The 14,370-nt window shown below is 71.4% G+C and carries 13 protein-coding genes; 8 read left to right on the top strand and 5 right to left on the bottom strand.

Features of this window, described 5'->3' with window-relative positions; all coding sequences use genetic code 11:
• Window positions 1-143 precede the first annotated feature (143 nt).
• Genes meaB through ACIRP2_RS34450 form a run of 3 tightly spaced genes read right to left on the bottom strand, consistent with a single transcriptional unit; the run spans window position 144 to window position 5,242 of the window.
• Window positions 144-1,163, bottom strand: a complete 1,020-nt coding sequence (gene meaB / locus ACIRP2_RS34460) for a methylmalonyl Co-A mutase-associated GTPase MeaB (RefSeq protein ID WP_404257312.1) — start codon at window positions 1,161-1,163, stop codon at window positions 144-146.
• Window positions 1,164-1,175: 12 nt separating this feature from the next.
• Window positions 1,176-3,377, bottom strand: a complete 2,202-nt coding sequence (gene scpA, locus ACIRP2_RS34455; protein ID WP_404257310.1) for a methylmalonyl-CoA mutase — start codon at window positions 3,375-3,377, stop codon at window positions 1,176-1,178.
• Window positions 3,377-5,242, bottom strand: coding sequence for a methylmalonyl-CoA mutase family protein (locus tag ACIRP2_RS34450; protein ID WP_404257308.1), 1,866 nt, complete (start codon window positions 5,240-5,242; stop codon window positions 3,377-3,379). Before ACIRP2_RS34450 ends, scpA begins: the two co-directional genes overlap by 1 nt.
• A gap of 206 nt (window positions 5,243-5,448) precedes the next feature.
• Between ACIRP2_RS34450 and ACIRP2_RS34445 the strand changes: the two genes are divergently transcribed.
• From ACIRP2_RS34445 to ACIRP2_RS34415, 7 genes are all read left to right on the top strand, one after another.
• Window positions 5,449-5,844 (top strand): molybdopterin-binding protein, encoded by a 396-nt coding sequence (locus ACIRP2_RS34445; RefSeq protein WP_404257306.1) that lies wholly within the window; start codon window positions 5,449-5,451, stop codon window positions 5,842-5,844.
• 48 nt (window positions 5,845-5,892) lie between these two features.
• On the top strand, window positions 5,893-6,699 hold the full coding sequence (gene modA / locus ACIRP2_RS34440; RefSeq protein ID WP_404257304.1) for a molybdate ABC transporter substrate-binding protein: 807 nt from the start codon (window positions 5,893-5,895) through the stop codon (window positions 6,697-6,699).
• 159 nt (window positions 6,700-6,858) lie between these two features.
• Window positions 6,859-8,802: an ABC transporter permease gene (locus tag ACIRP2_RS34435; RefSeq protein WP_404257302.1), complete on the top strand. Its 1,944-nt coding sequence runs from the start codon at window positions 6,859-6,861 to the stop codon at window positions 8,800-8,802.
• A 536-nt stretch (window positions 8,803-9,338) separates the two neighbouring features.
• Complete coding sequence (locus tag ACIRP2_RS34430; protein WP_404257673.1) at window positions 9,339-10,136, top strand: tyrosine-protein phosphatase; 798 nt, start codon at window positions 9,339-9,341, stop codon at window positions 10,134-10,136.
• Window positions 10,137-10,300: 164 nt separating this feature from the next.
• Complete coding sequence (locus ACIRP2_RS34425; protein WP_404257300.1) at window positions 10,301-11,236, top strand: hypothetical protein; 936 nt, start codon at window positions 10,301-10,303, stop codon at window positions 11,234-11,236.
• A gap of 143 nt (window positions 11,237-11,379) precedes the next feature.
• Window positions 11,380-11,784, top strand: coding sequence for a DUF1992 domain-containing protein (locus tag ACIRP2_RS34420; protein WP_404257298.1), 405 nt, complete (start codon window positions 11,380-11,382; stop codon window positions 11,782-11,784).
• 56 nt (window positions 11,785-11,840) lie between these two features.
• Window positions 11,841-12,326, top strand: a complete 486-nt coding sequence (locus ACIRP2_RS34415) for a GNAT family N-acetyltransferase (protein ID WP_404257296.1) — start codon at window positions 11,841-11,843, stop codon at window positions 12,324-12,326.
• Between the two features lie 78 nt (window positions 12,327-12,404).
• Here ACIRP2_RS34415 and ACIRP2_RS34410 read toward each other — a convergent pair whose 3' ends face one another.
• Window positions 12,405-12,785 (bottom strand): VOC family protein, encoded by a 381-nt coding sequence (locus tag ACIRP2_RS34410; protein WP_376272631.1) that lies wholly within the window; start codon window positions 12,783-12,785, stop codon window positions 12,405-12,407.
• Window positions 12,786-12,950: 165 nt separating this feature from the next.
• Between ACIRP2_RS34410 and ACIRP2_RS34405 the strand changes: the two genes are divergently transcribed.
• A complete protein-coding gene (locus ACIRP2_RS34405) occupies window positions 12,951-13,493 on the top strand; it encodes a DUF6328 family protein (protein ID WP_404257293.1) in 543 nt (180 codons plus the stop codon).
• Window positions 13,494-13,514: 21 nt separating this feature from the next.
• Here the strand turns inward: ACIRP2_RS34405 and ACIRP2_RS34400 are convergent, their stop codons facing one another.
• Window positions 13,515-14,342, bottom strand: coding sequence for a VOC family protein (locus ACIRP2_RS34400; protein WP_404257291.1), 828 nt, complete (start codon window positions 14,340-14,342; stop codon window positions 13,515-13,517).
• Window positions 14,343-14,370 lie beyond the last annotated feature (28 nt).

Here is a 14,370-nt window from a genome sequence, read left to right as displayed (position 1 = left end):
CCCCCGCAACCCTAGGGGCGCATGCCGGACGCAGAGATCGTTCCGGAGAACGGTGACAGGCACCTTCACGGACCGCCATAGTGGACTTACCCCCAATGCCGGATCGTCGCGACGATCGCGGTGCCCGCGCACGCGAGCCCGGCCTAACCCGCCGAGCCACCGGCCTCCGCCGCCGGGAGCGCGCCGCGGAACGCGGCCAGGATCTGCTCGGCCGCCAGCGTGGCCGTCAATTCGCCGTCCCGTACCCGCTGTTCCAGGCCCGGAGCGAGAGAACGCACCCCCGGGTGGCCGCGCAGGCTCTCCAGCAACTCGTCCCGCACCATCGTCCAGGTCCAGTCGACCTGCTGGTCCCGCCGTTTGACGGCGAGCCGACCGGTCGAATCGAGCAGCCCACGATGCTGCTCCAGCCGCTCCCACAGCGTGTCGAGACCGGTCGACTCGCGGGCGCTGCAGGTGAGCACCGGAGGCGTCCAGGCCGCGTCCGCCGGGTGCATCAGCCGCAGCGCGCCGGCCAGTTCGCGCGCGGCCGCGCGCGCGTCGCGCTCGTGCGGGCCGTCCGCCTTGTTGACCGCGATGGCGTCCGCCAGCTCCAGGACCCCCTTCTTGATGCCCTGGAGCTGATCGCCGGTACGGGCCAGCGTCAGCAGCAGGAACGAGTCGACCATATGGGCCACCGCCGTCTCCGACTGGCCGACGCCGACGGTCTCGACCAGCACCACGTCGTATCCCGCCGCCTCCATCACCACGATGGACTCCCGGGTCGCCCTGGCCACCCCGCCGAGCGTTCCGGCGGTGGGGGAGGGGCGGACGAATGCGGCAGGGTCCACCGCGAGGCGCTCCATCCTGGTCTTGTCGCCCAGGATGGAGCCGCCGGTACGGCTGGAGGAGGGATCGACGGCCAGCACCGCCACCCGGTGGCCGAGTCCGGTGAGCATCGTCCCGAGAGCGTCGATGAACGTGGACTTGCCGACTCCCGGCACGCCGCTGATGCCGATGCGCCGGGCGTTGCCGGAGTGCGGGAGCAGGTCACGCAGCAACCGCTGGGCCAGCGCCCGGTGATCGGGGCGGGTGGACTCGACGAGCGTGATGGCGCGGGCGATGTACGCGCGCCTCCCGTCGAGGACCCCCTTCGTATAGCCGTCGATGTCGATCTTCACTGGCATCGGATCAGCTGCTCACAACTCATGGCCGAGCACGGCACCGAGCCGCGTCACCAGGTCGTGCGCGGCATCCGGGATCACCGTGCCGGGCGGGAACACGGCCGTTGCCCCGGCCTCGTGCAGCGCCTCGACGTCCTGCGGCGGAATCACCCCGCCCACCACGATCATGATGTCGTCCCGGCCCTCGGCGGCCAGTTCCTCACGGAGTGCCGGTACGAGCGTGAGGTGTCCGGCGGCCAGCGAGGAGACACCCACGACGTGCACGTCCGCCTCCACCGCCTGCCGGGCCACTTCGGCCGGCGTCTGGAACAACGGGCCGACGTCGACGTCGAAGCCCAGGTCGGCGAAGGCCGTCGAGATGACCTTCTGGCCGCGGTCGTGGCCGTCCTGTCCCATCTTGGCGACGAGAATGCGCGGACGGCGCCCCTCGGCCTCCTCGAACCGGTCCACCAGCTTGCGGGTGCGGTCCACGGAAGGAGACTCACCTGCCTCGTTGCGATACACACCGGAGATCGTACGGATCTGGCCCGCATGTCTCCCGTACACCTTCTCCAGGGCGTCCGAGATCTCGCCCACGGTCGCCATCGCACGTGCCGCGTCGACGGCGAGTGCCAGCAGATTGCCTTCGAGGCCGGGGCCGGGGGCCCGCTCCGCCGCCGCCGTCAGCGCCCGCAGCGCCGCCCGGCAGGCCTGTTCGTCGCGTTCCTGGCGCAGTCGGCGCAGCTTCTCGATCTGCTGGGTGCGCACCGAGGAGTTGTCGACCTTGAGCACATCGATCTGCTCGTCGGTCTCCACCCGGTACTTGTTGACCCCGATCACCGGCTGGCGGCCGGAGTCGATCCGCGCCTGGGTGCGGGCCGCGGCCTCCTCCACGCGGAGCTTCGGGATGCCGGCGTCGATGGCCTGCGCCATGCCGCCCGCCGCCTCGACCTCCTGGATGTGCTGCCAGGCCCGGCGCGCCAGGTCGTACGTCAGCCGCTCCACATAGGCGCTGCCGCCCCACGGGTCGATCACCCGGCCGGTCCCCGATTCCTGCTGGAGCAGCAGTTGGGTGTTCCGGGCGATCCGGGCCGAGAAGTCCGTCGGCAGGGCGAGGGCCTCGTCGAGCGCGTTGGTGTGCAGCGACTGGGTGTGCCCCTGGGTGGCGGCCATCGCCTCCACGCAGGTCCGGGTGACGTTGTTGAACACGTCCTGCGCGGTCAGCGACCATCCCGACGTCTGCGAATGCGTGCGCAGGGAGAGCGACTTGGCGTTCTTCGGCTCGAACTCCCCGACCAATTTGGCCCACAGCAGCCGGGCCGCCCGCAACTTCGCGATCTCCATGAAGAAGTTCATGCCGATCGCCCAGAAGAACGACAGGCGCGGCGCGAAGGCGTCCACGTCCAGCCCGGCGTCCCGCCCGGCCCGCAGATACTCCACCCCGTCCGCGAGGGTGTACGCCAGCTCCAAGTCGGCGGTCGCGCCCGCCTCCTGGATGTGATAACCGGAGATGGAGATCGAGTTGTAGCGCGGCATCTTCTGCGAGGTGTAGGCGAAGATGTCGGAGATGATCCGCATCGAGGGCTTCGGCGGATAGATGTAGGTGTTGCGGACCATGAACTCCTTCAGAATGTCGTTCTGAATGGTTCCGGCCAGTTTCTCGGGCCCGACGCCCTGCTCCTCGGCGGCCACGATGTACAGCGCGAGGACGGGGAGCACCGCGCCGTTCATCGTCATCGACACCGACATCCTGTCCAGCGGGATGCCGTCGAAGAGCTGACGCATGTCGTAGATGGAGTCGATGGCCACCCCCGCCATGCCGACGTCGCCGGTCACCCGCGGGTGGTCGCTGTCGTAGCCGCGGTGGGTCGGCAGGTCGAAGGCGACCGAGAGGCCCTTCTGTCCGGCGGCGAGGTTGCGGCGGTAGAAGGCGTTGGACTCCTCGGCCGTGGAGAAGCCCGCGTACTGCCGGATCGTCCAGGGCTGGTTGACGTACATCGTCGGATACGGGCCCCGCAGATACGGGGCGATACCCGGATACGTGCCGAGGAAGTCCAGCCCCTCCAGGTCGCGCCTGGTGTACAGCGGCTTGACGGTGATGCCTTCCGGGGTCTCCCACAGCAGGTCGTCGTCGGAACGGCCGGAGGACTCCTTCACCGCGGCGCGCCACTGGTCCTCGGACACCTCGACGGCGTCGCCCGGTCCGAGTTCGATGTCGGAGAAGTCAGGGATACGCATTACGCCACACCCATACGGTCGAGGACGGAAGAGAGCACGGCCACCACGTCGGAGCCCGCGAAGACGTACTCGTCGACGCCGGTGTACTCGCCGGGCCGGCCGGCGAGGAACACTCGCTGGGCACCGGCCGAGCGCAGTGCCTCGGCGACCGCCCCGGCCTGCTCGGCGTAGAGCGCGTCGTCGGAGCACAGGCACGCCACGGCGGCCCCGCAGTCCCGGAACGCGGCGGCGGCCGTGGTCGCGTCGACGGAGACCGGGTCGTGGACCGGTTCGATCCCGCCGGCCTGGAACAGGTTGGACGCGAACGACACCCGCGCGGTGTGGACCGCGGCCGGGCCGAGCGCGGCCAGGAACACCCGGGGGCGCTGCCCGGTCGACGCGAGATGCGCGTCCGACCGGGCGCGCAGCACCTCGAACGCCTCGTCGCGACGGACCCTGGGCAGGCCGCCCGGTGCCGCCGCGGACGCCTCGGCCGGGGCGGGCTCGCGCTCCACCGGGCGCTCCGCCAGCTGCGGGAACTCACTGACCCCGGTGATCGGCTCCTTGCGCCGTGCCAGATCCCTTCCGCGTGCCGCCCAGGTCGCCGCGAGGCGCTCGCCGATCATTCCCGAACGCAGAGCGGCCGCGTGGCCACCCGACCGCTCGATCTCCTGGAAGAACGCCCAGGCGGTGTCGGCGAGTTCGGCCGTGAGTCGTTCCACGTACCAGGAACCGCCCGCCGGGTCGATCACCCGGGCCAGATGAGACTCCTCCAGCAGGATGGTCGATGTGTTGCGGGCGATGCGCCGGGCGAACGCGTCCGGCAGACCCAGGGCGTGATCGAACGGCAGCACCGTGACGGAGTCGGCCCCGCCCACCCCCGCTCCCAGACATGCCAGCGTCGTCCGCAGCATGTTCACCCAGGGGTCGCGCCGCGTCATCATCACCGAGGACGTCACCGCGTGCTGGCGCTGCGCCCCCGCTGCGGCGGCCCCGCACACCTCGGCCACCCGGGCCCACAACCGCCGCGCGGCCCGCAGCTTGGCGACGGTCAGGAACTGATCGGCCGTCGCCGCGTACCGGAACTCCAGCTGTGCACAGGCCTCTTCGACCGTGAGGCCGGCCTCCGTGAGCGCGCGCAGATAGGCGACACCGGTCGCCAGCGAAGCGCCCAGTTCCTCGGCGGCCGAACCGCCGGCCTCGTGGTACGGCAGCGCGTCGACGGTCATGGCCCGCATTCCGGGACACTCCCGCGCGCACCGCCCCGCCCAGTGGACGGCGGCCGTCAGGTCCGCCTCGGCACCGTTGCGGGCGGCCAGCCCGAGCGGGTCGGCGCCGAGGTTGCCGCGGGCGTTCCGCACATCGAGGCCCCGCTCGGTGTGGAGCCGCAGCAACTCCGTCGCCGCTGCGTCGAGGTGACCGCCGGCGTCGAGCACCACGGGAGCCAGATCGAGGAGGACACCGTCCAGCGCCCCCGCCAGAGTGGACACCGGTACACCACCGCTACCGCCCACGGTCAGCCACAGCGAGGTGACGCCGTTCTCCAGGTCCGCGAGCACGGCCTCATTGAGGCGTGCGGGATCCGTCAGGGCGTGGCGCTGTCGTACGTCCCAGCCGCCCGCCGCGTTGCCCCCGGCCGTGGCGCCGCGGGTGAAGGGGGCGAAGCCCGGATGTCCGGCATCGGGAGCGCTTTCGCGCGAGGTGTAGAGAGGGCGGGTGATGAGCCCGTCCTCCACCGTGGTGGACAGCGCTTCCTCGGCGGCCGAACCCGCAACGTCCTTGCCCGACTTGCGCAGCACGCCTTCGACGAGGCTCTGCCACTGCTCATGGGCGGGGTGGGGGAATTCGGCGGCCAACGAAAGCCCGTCGGCAGGCAGGACCGTCATGCCCAGATGCTAGGTCAGGTCACAGACGAGCAGCAGAGGCTCCGTCTGTGACCTTTCCCTCTCCGAGAGCGCTCGACCCTTCACGCTCGGTCGCGCAGCCGGCGTGGATCGGCGGCTTGGCGCTTCCTCCAACCGGACTGGCATTTGCTCCACATATCAGCAGGATGGATTGCAGCTGCGAGAACAATCCGAATATCTTGTCGCACATGCAGTCCTACACAATCGGGCAGGCGGCGCGCCTCCTGGGGGTCAGCCCCGACACGGCCCGCCGCTGGGCGGACGCCGGAAGGGTCGCGACCCATCGCGACGAAGGCGGCCGCAGGCTCATCGACGGCCGCGATCTGGCCGCGTTCTCCATCGAGATCGGCCAGGGCGGCGGAGGCGAGGACGAAGCCTCGTACACCTCGGCCCGCAACGCCTTCCCGGGCATCGTCACCGGACTGAAGCTCGGCGACGTCGCGGCCCAGGTCGAGATCCAGGCAGGCCCGCACCGGCTGGTGTCGCTGCTCACCCGCGAGGCCGTCGAAGAGCTCGGACTGGAGGTCGGCATGCGGGCCACCGCCCGTGTGAAGTCCACCAGCGTGTACATCGACCGCGCCTGATCGCGCATCACCTACGACGCGCATCACCCTCAAGGAGCCTTCGGCAACATGACGACCACTTTCACCAGACGCCGTGCCGCCGCCGCGATCGTGACCGCGGCGCTGCTCGTCCCGCTCGCCGCCTGCGGCGGCGGTGACGACAACAAGAAGGACTCCGGCGGCAAGTCCGCCTCGTCCTCCGGCGCGCCCGGGGCCCGGCTCACGGTGCTCGCCGCGGCCTCGCTCACCGATGTGTTCAAGACCGCGGGTGCCGCGTACGAGAAGGAGCACCCGGGTACGAAGGTGACGTTCTCCTTCGCCGGGTCCCAGGAACTCGCCGCGCAGGTGAAGCAGGGCGCCCCCGCCGATGCCCTGGTCACCGCCGACACCAAGACGATGGACGGGCTGAAGTCCGACACCGGCACCCCCACCGTCATCGCCAGGAACCGTCTGGTCATCGCCACCGGGGAGGGCAACCCGGAGAAGATCGCGAACCTGAAGGACCTGACGAACCCCGAGCTGAAGGTCGTCCTGGCCGCGCCCGAGGTCCCGGTCGGCCGCTACAGCCAGCAGGTCCTCGACGCCCAGAAGCTCACCGTCAAGCCGGTCTCCCAGGAACCCAACGTCCGCGCCGTCCTCAGCAAGGTCGAGCTGGGCGAGGCCGATGCGGGCATCGTCTACAAGACGGACGCGGCCACGGCCACCGACAAGGTCGACGCCGTCGACATCCCCGACGCGCAGAATGCGGTGGCCTCCTACCCGGCGGCCACGCTGCGGCAGTCCAAGAACTCCGAGGCCGCCGCGGCGTTCGTGAAGTGGCTCAGTTCCCCCGAGGCGCAGAAGATCCTGCAGGCCGCGGGCTTCCAGCAGCCGTAGGGTCTTTCGTTCGGATCGCGCCCCCGGCGTGATCCGAACGAGAAGCCCCGGCCGACGCGCCGAACGCACCGCACGAGGGCTGCCCGGGACGGGGGGACCGGGCAGCCCTCGTGCGGTCGAACCAGTCCCGCACCCACCGACCGATCCCGGGAACCTCCGATGAGAGCCCTCCGCAGCCGTGTGCCCGGCGCGCGTACCCCTGTCGCCCTGGCGCTTCCGGCGCTGCTCGCCGTCGCGTTCCTGCTGATGCCGTTGATCGGCATCCTCGCACGCACCTCGTGGACCGACCTGGGCGCCCATCTCACCAGCCCGGGTGTCGCACAGGCGTTCAGGCTGTCCCTGCTCGTCTCGTTCTGGGCCCTGGGCCTCTCGCTCCTGCTGGGGGTGCCCCTGGCCTGGTTGCTGGCCCGGGTCGACTTCCCCGGCAAGGCGATCGTGCGTTCGCTGGTCCTCCTGCCGATGGTGCTGCCGCCCACCGTCGGAGGCGTGGCACTCCTGCTCGGCTTCGGCCGCCGGGGCCTGCTCGGCCCCTGGCTGGAGGACACCTTCGGGATCACGCTGCCGTTCCACACCTCGGGCGCGGTGGTCGCGGCGACCTTCGTCGCGATGCCGTTCCTCGTGATCAGTCTCGAAGGGGCGCTGGCCGGGCTGCGCCCCGCGTACGAGGAGACCGCGGCCTCCCTCGGGGCCTCGCCGGCCCGGGTTTTCTTCACCGTGACCCTTCCGATGGTCGCCCCCGGCCTCGCCGCCGGGGCCGCACTCACCTGGGCGCGGGCGCTCGGCGAGTTCGGCGCGACCATCACCTTCGCGGGCAATCTGCCCGGCACCACCCAGACACTGCCCCTCCAGGTCTACCTGCTGCTCCAGGACTCCCCGGAGGCCGCCACCTCCGTCTCGCTCCTGCTGCTCGCCATCGCGATGGCCGTACTCGTCGGGCTGCGCGGACGCTGGACAGGGACCCCGCGCGACCGCCCGCGCGACGTCGGCCCCGCGGCGGACGACCCGGACGGAGCACGCACGCCGACCGCCCGCACGGGCCACGCGACGCCCCCGGTCCCGCAGGAACGCCGCTCGCTGCACGCCGAGGTCACCGGCTTCAACCGGCTGACCCTCGACGCGGCACCCGGCACCACGATCGCCGTCGTCGGACCCAATGGCGCGGGCAAGACGACCCTGCTGCGCGCACTCCTCGGCCTCACCCCTCGCGCCCGCGCCCGGCTGCGCCTCGGCGACACCGATGTCACCGCGTTGCCCCCGCACCGTCGGCAGGTCGCCTGGGTGCCGCAGGACGGCGCGCTCTTTCCGCATCTGAGCGCACTGACGAACACGGCGTACGGTCTGCGGGCGCACGGTGTCCCCCGGGCCGAGGCCCGCCGCGAGGCGCGGCAGTGGCTGGACCGGCTGGGTGTCGGTCATCTCGCCCACCGCAGGCCGGCCCAGCTCTCCGGCGGCCAGGCCCAGCGCGTGGCCCTGGCCCGAGCGCTCGCCGCCCGCCCCTGGCTGCTGCTGCTCGACGAGCCGCTCGCCGCGCTCGACCAGACCACCCGGGCCCATGTCCGGCACACCCTGCGCACCCATCTCGCCGGGTTCGGCGGCGTCTGTCTGATCGTCACCCACGACCCCGTCGAAGCGGTGTCCCTGGCCGACCGGGTCCTCGTGCTCGACGAAGGGCGCACCCTTCAGGACGCCGCACCGGCCGAGGTGACCCGGCATCCGCGCTCGCCCTGGGTCGCCCGGATGCTCGGCCGCAACGCCTGGCCCGGCACCGCCGCCCCCGACGGCACCCTCGCCCTCGCCGACGGCGGCCGGCTGGTCGTCGCGGACTCCCTCGCCGAAGGGACGGCAGCCCTCGCGATCATCGCGCCGGAAGCGGTCTCCGTGCACCACGACAGGCCCGGCGGGAGCCCCCGCAACGTGTGGCCGGGCACGGTCCGTGAGCTCACCGCCGTGGGCAGCCGTCTCCGAGTGGTGATCGTCTCGGACGAGGTCCCGGACCTGGTCGCCGAGATCACCCCCGATGCGGCGACCGAGCTGGGGCTCGGTGAGGGGACGGCCGTCTGGACCAGCGTCAAGGCGACCGAGGTCACCGCCGTCGCCCTGTGAGCCGACCGTCCGTGCGTCCGTCGGTGCTCACCGCGGGGCGGCGCCGAGCAGCCGACGTCATGCCTCCGGCGGTCCGTCCGTCGGGGAAGGGCGCACCCGTGGGAAGGCATCACCCCCTCCGGGCAGCCGGTCCACCGGTCCCCTCGCGCGGGCGTGCGCCGACCGCTCGTCCCGAGTGCGGATCCTTGCGAAGGATTTTGCGGACCGTCCCGTTCGGACGGCGGTGAGGAATCGGGCGGCCGGAAATCCCCTGGCTGTCTGGGCCGTTGCGCACCCACCACCGGTCCGCGCCGAGCGCGATGTCCGCGAACGCGGCGCGTCGTATGCGTCATGTTCCCGGCCTGGTGTTCCTCTGCCCCCGTGGTTCCGGCCGAGAGGGGAGTGGTGGCGATTTCGTATTCTTCCCCGTCCGCCGCGGAGCCCCCGATCGGCGAGCGTGCGGCGTTTTACTTTGTCGAATTCCTGACCGCGTGCGACGTTTGATCGGGTCAGATCGGAACAATTCGCCCATGTGTCGGGAAAAGGGGAAGTTCATCGTGCAGACCGCCAGGGCAGTCCCGGCATCCACCGTCGTCAATCTGCGGGACCTGGGCGGCATCACCCTGGGGGCCGGACGCCGGGTCCGGCCGGGTGCGGTACTGCGCTCCGGTCAGCTCAGCGGGCTGGACGCGGCGCAGGACAGGGCGGTGGCCGCGCTCGGCATCCGCACCGTCGTCGATCTGCGGACCGCCGACGAGCGTGCGGCGGCACCGGACCGACTGCCTCCCGGTGCCCGGCTCTTCGTCGCCGATGTCCTCGGCGACAACCCGGGTGTGGCCCCTGCGAGGCTGCGCGCGCTGCTCGCCGACCCGGTGGCGGCGGAGCAGTTGCTGGGGAGTGGGAAGGCGGAGGAACTGTTCGCCGGGACCTATCGGCAGATGGTGCTCTCACCGGCGGCTGCCGCCGCGTACCGGGCCTTCGTCGAGACCGTCGCCGACGACCGCGCCCGCCCGGTGCTCTTCCACTGCACGACCGGCAAGGACCGCACCGGCTGGGCCACCGCGCTGCTCCTGATGCTGCTCGGTGCGTCACGGGACGTGGTGCGGTCCGAGTTCCTCGCCGTCAATCCGGTCGTGCGGGTCGCCTACGCGCCGTACGTACAGGACTTTCTCGACGCGGGCGGCGACCCGGAGATCGCGTCCGCGATCATCGAGGTCCGTCCCCGCTATCTCGACATGGCGCTCGACGCCATGGACGAGAGGTGGGGCGGCCTCGACGGGTACGTGAGCGACGGCCTGAGGGTTCCGCAGGCCGCGGTGGAGCGCCTGCGCAGCGGGCTCGTGGTGTCGGTCTGAGCCGAGCGCCGGGACTCCGCTCCCCGGCCGATGTCCTCGGCGGTTCTTCGCAAGATCGGTGAGTGGCGGTTTGGCGTGCCACCAGGTTGACTTGATACCCCCAGGGGGTATGTTGGAGTCCATCGGGGGGCGCTGCCTCCCGTGGACCGATGGAGGACACCGTCATGAACAACGCACTGAGGATCACCGCCTTCGCCGCCGCGCTCGCCGCGACCTTCGGGACCGCGTACGGCGTGGGCCGGGGCCTCGACCCGCTGGTGGCGGAGGACCGCCCCGCGCAGCAGCACGCCGGGCACGGTGCGGGGGAGGAGGGCGAGGGGAAGGGGGGCTCGGGTCACGCGGCCGGCGGGCTGCAGATCTCCGACGGCGGCTACACGCTGGCCCTCGAAACGCCCACGATACGAGCCGGGGCCCGCACCGAGATCCGGTTCGCGATCACCGACGACAGTGGCCGCAAGGTCACCGACTACCGGCGCGAGCACGGCAAGGAACTGCACTTCATCCTTGCTTCGAGCGACCTCGCGGAATTCCGTCACCTGCACCCGGTCCGCGCGGCCGACGGAACCTGGACGACCCCCGTCGACCTGCCCGAGGCCGGCGGGTACCGGGCGTTCGCCGACTTCACCCCCGCCGCCGACGGGGCCGAGAACCTCACACTCGGAGCGGACTTGGCCGTCTCCGGCACCTATCGTCCCGCGGCGCTGCCGGCCCCGCGCGCCACTGCCGAGGTGGACGGCTACCGTGTCGCACTCGACGGCGAACTCCGCGCCGGCCGGGACGGTGAACTGAAGCTGACCGTCAGCCGGAACGGCCGGCCCGTCACCGATCTGCAGCCCTATCTCGGGGCGTACGGGCACCTGGTCGCCCTGCGCTCGGGTGACCTGGCCTATCTTCACGTCCATCCGAACGAGGGTGGCCCCGGCCCCGTGGTGTCCTTCGCGGCGACGGCGCCCAGCGCGGGTACGTACCGGCTCTTCCTCGACTTCCGGCACGAAGGGAAGGTCCGCACCGCGGCGTTCACCGTGCGAGTGGCGCCGGAGAAGGCTGCGGTTGACCCCCAGGAGAGCGGAAGCGGAGAGTCCGGAGCGCACGCGCACTGAAACGGTTGGGGGAGTGCACCCGATCTGCGAAGCGACGCCCCGCCGGTGCCCGTTGTGGAGCGACGGCCGCAGTGCGGCGGGTGCTCCCGCGGCCCTGGGTATGGTGAAGGTGCCGGATTGCGCATCTCCGAGAGGAGCGTACGTTGACCGAACGCAAGCCTGCGGGCGTCAGCTTCGAATCATGGGTGGACAAGCAGATCCGCGAATCCGAGCAGCGCGGCGAATTCTCGCAGTTGCCCGGATTCGGCAAGCCGCTCGACGGTCTCGACGCCCCCTATGACGAGACCTGGTGGATCAAGCGGAAGATGCAGCGGGAGGGGGTGTCGGTGCTCCCGCCGACCCTGGCGCTGCGCAAGGAGGCGGAGGACGTGGCCGAAGCCGTGTCCGGGGCGCGGACGGAGGCGGAGGTGCGGCGCATGCTGACCGAGGTCAACGAGAAGATCCGGGCTGCCGTCAGGCGGCCGCCGCCGGGGCCGCTGTTGAATCTCCGGCCGTTCGACGTCGACGCGGTCGTCGAGGAGTGGCGAGCCACCCACCGTCCGTCGTAGCCCGGGGTCGCGGATCGGGAGAAGCGCCCCGAAGCCGGATGCGTAATACTCCCTGCATGACATCGAGCATTACGCATGGCGGGGCGCGCCGCGAGGCCGTAACGATCAGACGGGCGACCGCGCGGGACGCCAAGCGGCTCACCCGGCTGGTCAGGACCTCCCGTGCCTATGAGGGGCCCTACGCCGCCATGGTCGCCGGATATCGGGTGGGACCCGATTACATCGAGACCCATCGGGTCTTCGCGGCCGTCGAGGACGGCACGGACCGACTCCTCGGGTTCTACTCGTTGGTCCTCGCCCCGCCGGAGCTCGACCTCATGTTCGTCGCCGACGCCGCGCAGGGACTCGGCATCGGACGGCGGCTGATCGGGCACCTGCGCGACGAGGCGCGGCGCGCCGGCCTCACCGGCGTCCGGATCGTGTCGCATCCGCCCGCCGAGGGCTTCTACCGGAGCGTCGGTGCCCGGCGCACCGGCACTCTTGCTGCCAGCCCCCCGGCCGTGATGTGGGACCGGCCCGAACTGGTGCTGCCGATCGCCTGATCCGACCGCGAGGGGCCAGGGCGGGACCGCGTCCGGATCCCGCCCCGGCCCCCTTCTCCCGAACGTCGTACTACGGGGTCAGCCCCCGTACGGACGCGTGATGATCTCCATGGCGTGACCGACGGGATCGAGGAAGTACATGCCTCGGCCGCCGTCGTTGTGGTTGATCTCGCCCGGATGCTTCTGATGGGGATCCGCGTAGTACGTGATCCCGAGCTCCTTGATGCGGGCGTACGCCGTGTCGAACTCCGGCTCCGAGACGAGGAAGGCGTAGTGCTGCATGACGATCGACGCTTCGGGAATGGTCGCGAAGTCCAGGGTGACCCCGTTCGCGGTGGCGACCGGTATGAACGGGCCCCATTCCGCGCCGACTTCCAGACCCAGTATGTCCGCCAGGAACTCGGCGGACTCCCGGTTGTCCCGGGCGTGGATGATGGTGTGATTCAACTCGACTGACACTGTGGAATGCCTCCAACGGGCATCTCACGGGCACCTCCACGCCTCACCCGGCCGGTGACCGGCGCGCGATGCCGTACTCAAGATCCTAGGCGGGGCCGTGCCGGTCGTCGAGACCCCGGCGGGTGCCCGTCGTGAGGTCTACGGTGGGGTCAGGGGGAAGGTGGGATGCCCCGCGTATCGGGACGGAGGCATACGGTGACCTCGACGGCTCGTCTCCCCGGTGGGCGCAGCGACCCGGGCCGGCACGAGACGGCCGAGGAGCGGGCGGACCGGCAGTGGACCGAACTGCTCCAGGAGCTGCGAGTCGCCCAGACGGGCGTCCAGATCCTGTTCGGCTTCCTGCTCGCGGTCGTCTTCCAGCCGCGTTTCGCCGAGCTGTCGGCCGCCGACCGGACCATCTATGTGGTCACCGTGATGCTGGGATCCGCCACCGCCGCCGCTCTGATCGGGCCCGTGTCCTACCACCGTCTGCTCACCGGGCGACGGCTCAAGCCGCAGACGGTCGCCTGGGCCTCACGGCTGACCCTGCTCGGACTGGTCCTGCTGTTCTGCACCATGTGTTCCGCGCTGCTGCTCATCCTGCGGGTGGCCCTGCACAACTCCCTCGCCCTGTGGCTGGTCGGCGCCATGGCGCTGTGGTTCCTGGTCTGCTGGTTGGTGTTCCCGGCCTGGGCGATGGCCCGCTCCTCCCGCGAACGCCGGAAATGACCGCCGCACGGGGCGGTCCGTTCAGCCGGACCCGCTCGCGACGGGGCCCCGGACGTCCGTGACCGTGAACAGCCCGCCGTCCGGGTCCAGCAGGGTCGCCTCGCCCCCCGGCCCCAGGGTTCCCTGCTCGACCAGGCAGCCGCCGTTGCGCCGTGCCGCCTCGACGGTGGCCGCCAGGTCCGTGACGGGGAAATAGACCTGCCAGTGCGGGCGGACCAGCGGATCCGGTGCGGCCTCCACCGCGCCGGAGCTGATCCGGGCGAGCTGCCGCCCGCCGCAGTCGACGATGACCTCGTCCGTCTCGTACGACACCTCGCAGGAACCGGGGCGCCCGCTCGCCCAGTCGAGCACCCCGCCGTAGAAGATCGCGGCATCGAAGGCATTCCTGGTGTGCAGTCGCAGCCAGGCGTGCGAGTGGCCGTCCGGTGCGGGCGGCGAGGTCGCCGGCTCGGTCCGCTCCCAGATGCCGAACACCGCACCGTCGAGGTCCGCCGCCAGCGCGCCGCGCCCCTTGCCGAGCGCCAGCGGCCCCACCGCGACCGTCCCGCTGCGCTCACGGATACGGGAGGCGGCCGCGTCCGCGTCGGCGACCGCGAAGTAGGGGGTCCAGGCAACGGCCACCCGGTACGCCGTCGCCACCGCCCCGATGCCGGCGACCGGCACGTCGCCGCGGCGGGCGACGGAGAACTCCTGCCCCAGCTTGCCCGGCCGGAAGGACCAGCCCAGTACGGCGGCGTAGAACGCCTGCGCCGATTCCAGGTCGCGGGTCATGAGATTGACCCAGCAGGGCGCTGCTGATCCGGTCAGCGGGGCCGGCATCGACACCGCTCCAGGATGGCTTCCGGTCATGGTCCCACTGCCTTCATCCGTTCTGCGG

The organism is Streptomyces sp. NPDC101194 (assembly GCF_044767885.1).
GTDB lineage: Bacteria > Actinomycetota > Actinomycetes > Streptomycetales > Streptomycetaceae > Streptomyces.
Note: the sequence above shows the minus strand (reverse complement) of the source record. Positions and strands in the feature narration are given on the sequence as shown.

Excerpts from the sequence above, each read along its gene's own strand:
- meaB (WP_404257312.1), bottom strand. The coding sequence starts at position 1,163 with ATGCCAGTGAAGATCGACATCGACGGCTATACGAAGGGGGTCCTCGAC.
- scpA (WP_404257310.1), bottom strand. The coding sequence starts at position 3,377 with ATGCGTATCCCTGACTTCTCCGACATCGAACTCGGACCGGGCGACGCC.
- ACIRP2_RS34450 (WP_404257308.1), bottom strand. The coding sequence starts at position 5,242 with ATGACGGTCCTGCCTGCCGACGGGCTTTCGTTGGCCGCCGAATTCCCC.
- ACIRP2_RS34445 (WP_404257306.1), top strand. The coding sequence starts at position 5,449 with ATGCAGTCCTACACAATCGGGCAGGCGGCGCGCCTCCTGGGGGTCAGC.
- modA (WP_404257304.1), top strand. The coding sequence starts at position 5,893 with ATGACGACCACTTTCACCAGACGCCGTGCCGCCGCCGCGATCGTGACC.
- ACIRP2_RS34435 (WP_404257302.1), top strand. The coding sequence starts at position 6,859 with ATGAGAGCCCTCCGCAGCCGTGTGCCCGGCGCGCGTACCCCTGTCGCC.
- ACIRP2_RS34425 (WP_404257300.1), top strand. The coding sequence starts at position 10,301 with ATGAACAACGCACTGAGGATCACCGCCTTCGCCGCCGCGCTCGCCGCG.
- ACIRP2_RS34415 (WP_404257296.1), top strand. The coding sequence starts at position 11,841 with ATGACATCGAGCATTACGCATGGCGGGGCGCGCCGCGAGGCCGTAACG.
- ACIRP2_RS34405 (WP_404257293.1), top strand. The coding sequence starts at position 12,951 with ATGCCCCGCGTATCGGGACGGAGGCATACGGTGACCTCGACGGCTCGT.
- ACIRP2_RS34400 (WP_404257291.1), bottom strand. The coding sequence starts at position 14,342 with ATGACCGGAAGCCATCCTGGAGCGGTGTCGATGCCGGCCCCGCTGACC.